General features: G+C 55.2%; 1 rRNA gene. It reads left to right on the top strand.

Annotated elements, in window-relative coordinates:
• Positions 1 to 187: 187 nt before the first annotated feature.
• Positions 188 to 3318, top strand: a 23S ribosomal RNA gene (locus B1818_RS23705).
• Positions 3319 to 3340: the final 22 nt, after the last annotated feature.

Here is a 3340-nt window from a genome sequence, read left to right as displayed (position 1 = left end):
GGTGTGTGTTGTTTGAGAAGTGCATAGTGGATGCGAGCATCTTTATTTCAAACCAATGCTTCGACTGTTGTTGGAGTGCTGGTCTGTGATTTAGCAGAATTTGTAGTGTTGTGTGATGTCTACATTCGATCCTCGTTCATGGCTGGCCTTGTGTTGGTTGTGGGTGGGGGGTTGTTTGTAGGTGTTGTTGTAAGTGTGTAAGGGCGTTCGGTGGATGCCTTGGTACCAGGAGCCGATGAAGGACGTGGTAGGCCGCGATAGTCCTCGGGGAGTTGTCAAACGAGCTGTGATCCGAGGGTGTCCGAATGGGGAAACCCAGCACGAGTGATGTCGTGTTACCACCAGCTGAATGTATAGGCTGTGTGGGGGGAACGTGGGGAAGTGAAACATCTCAGTACCCATAGGAAGAGAAAACAATTGTGATTCCGTGAGTAGTGGCGAGCGAAAGCGGAGGAGGCTAAACCATGCGCATGTGATACCGGGTAGGGGTTGTGTGTGTGGGGTTGTGGGGTTCGTCTTCTTCCATCTGCCTGTGGAAGCGTGAGTGAGAAAACTGTGTGTTAGGTGAAGTGGCCTGGAATGGTCTGCCGTAGTCGGTGAGAGTCCGGTAGCTGAAAACACATGGTCTTGCGTGACGGTGTCCCCAAGTAGCAGCGGGCTCGTGGAATCTGCTGTGAATCTGCCGGGACCACCCGGTAAGCCTGAATACTTCCTGGTGACCGATAGCGGACTAGTACCGTGAGGGAAAGGTGAAAAGTACCCCGGGAGGGGAGTGAAATAGTACCTGAAACCGGACGCTTACAATCCGTCAAAGCCTGTGCCTTCGGGGCGGGTGATGGCGTGCCTTTTGAAGAATGAGCCTGCGAGTTAGTGCTCGGTGGCGAGGTTAACCCGTGTGGGGTAGCCGTAGCGAAAGCGAGTCTGAATAGGGCGTTTGAGTCGCCGGGTCTAGACCCGAAGCGGAGTGATCTACCCATGGCCAGGGTGAAGCGTCGGTAAGACGTCGTGGAGGCCCGAACCCACTTCAGTTGAAAATGGAGGGGATGAGTTGTGGGTAGGGGTGAAAGGCCAATCAAACTCCGTGATAGCTGGTTCTCCCCGAAATGCATTTAGGTGCAGCGTCACATGTTTCTTACTGGAGGTAGAGCTACTGGATGGCCGATGGGCCCCACAGGGTTACTGACGTCAGCCAAACTCCGAATGCCGGTAAGTGAGAGTGTGGCAGTGAGACTGCGGGCGATAAGGTTCGTAGTCGAGAGGGAAACAGCCCAGATCGCCGGCTAAGGCCCCTAAGCGTGTACTAAGTGGAAAAGGATGTGGGGTCGCGAAGACAACCAGGAGGTTGGCTTAGAAGCAGCCACCCTTGAAAGAGTGCGTAATAGCTCACTGGTCAAGTGATCCTGCGCCGACAATGTAGCGGGGCTCAAGTACACCGCCGAAGCCGCGGCACTCCACCATGACATCCGCAGAGGTTTACGGACTTCTGTGTAGTGGGTGGGGTGGGTAGGGGAGCGTCCTGCATCCGTGGAAGCGCCGGAGTGATCCAGGTGTGGAGGGTGTGGGAGTGAGAATGCAGGCATGAGTAGCGAAAGCAGAGTGAGAAACTCTGCCGCCGAATGACCAAGGGTTCCTGGGCCAGGCTAATCCGCCCAGGGTGAGTCGGGACCTAAGGCGAGGCCGACAGGCGTAGTCGATGGACAACGGGTTGATATTCCCGTACCCGTGTATCCGCGCCCATGCTGAATCAGTTGTACTAACCATCCTGATCCCCCAGGAGCACCTTCGGGTGCCGAGTTGGGGTGATGCATGGGACCTTGGCTGGTAGTAGGCAAGCGATGGGGTGACGCAGGAAGGTAGTGGGGCCAGTCAGTGGTTGTACTGGTGTAAGCCTGTAGGGCGAGTGATAGGCAAATCCGTCACTCACAGAGCCTGAGAGGTGATGCGTAGCCGTTGTGGCGAATTCCATGATCCTATGCTGCCGAGAAAAGCCTCTAGTGAGTTGGTACACGGCCCGTACCCCAAACCAACACAGGTGGTCAGGTAGAGAATACTAAGGCGATCGAGAGAACTGTGGTTAAGGAACTCGGCAAAATGCCCCCGTAACTTCGGGAGAAGGGGGACCCATCCTGGTGACGATCTTTTCGGTCTGAGCTGGTGTGGGTCGCAGAGACCAGAGAGAAGCGACTGTTTACTAAAAACACAGGTCCGTGCGAAGTCGTAAGACGATGTATACGGACTGACGCCTGCCCGGTGCTGGAAGGTTAAGAGGACCGGTTAATCACCTTCGGGTGGTGAAGCTGAGAATTTAAGCCCCAGTAAACGGCGGTGGTAACTATAACCATCCTAAGGTAGCGAAATTCCTTGTCGGGTAAGTTCCGACCTGCACGAATGGCGTAACGACTTCTCTGCTGTCTCAACCACAGACTCGGCGAAATTGCAGTACGAGTAAAGATGCTCGTTACGCGCGGCAGGACGAAAAGACCCCGGGACCTTCACTATAGCTTGGTATTGGTGTTCGGTTCGGTTTGTGTAGGATAGGTGGGAGACTGTGAAGTGGGCACGCCAGTGTTCATGGAGTCGTTGTTGAAATACCACTCTGATCGTATTGGACTTCTAACCTCGGACCCTGATCGGGTTCAGGGACAGTGCCTGGTGGGTAGTTTAACTGGGGCGGTTGCCTCCTAAAAGGTAACGGAGGCGCCCAAAGGTTCCCTCAGCCTGGTTGGCAATCAGGTGTTGAGTGTAAGTGCACAAGGGAGCTTGACTGTGAGACGTACATGTCGAGCAGGGACGAAAGTCGGGACTAGTGATCCGGCACCGGCAAGTGGAAGCGGTGTCGCTCAACGGATAAAAGGTACCCCGGGGATAACAGGCTGATCTTCCCCAAGAGTCCATATCGACGGGATGGTTTGGCACCTCGATGTCGGCTCGTCGCATCCTGGGGCTGGAGTAGGTCCCAAGGGTTGGGCTGTTCGCCCATTAAAGCGGCACGCGAGCTGGGTTTAGAACGTCGTGAGACAGTTCGGTCTCTATCCGCCGCGCGCGTAAGAAACTTGAGGAAACCTGTCCCTAGTACGAGAGGACCGGGACGGACGAACCTCTGGTGTGCCAGTTGTCCCGCCAGGGGCACCGCTGGTTAGCTACGTTCGGAAGGGATAACCGCTGAAAGCATCTAAGCGGGAAGCCTGTTCCAAGATGAGGTTTCTCACCCCCTTGCGGGGTTAAGGCCCCCCACAGACCATGGGGTTGATAGGCCAGAACTGTACGCACAGCAATGTGTTCAGGTGACTGGTACTAATCGGCCGAGGACTTACCAACAACACCCACAACATCACCAAAC

Source organism: Gordonia sp. IITR100, from assembly GCF_002009645.1.
In the GTDB taxonomy this organism is placed as follows: domain Bacteria; phylum Actinomycetota; class Actinomycetes; order Mycobacteriales; family Mycobacteriaceae; genus Gordonia; species Gordonia hongkongensis.
Note: the sequence above shows the minus strand (reverse complement) of the source record. Positions and strands in the feature narration are given on the sequence as shown.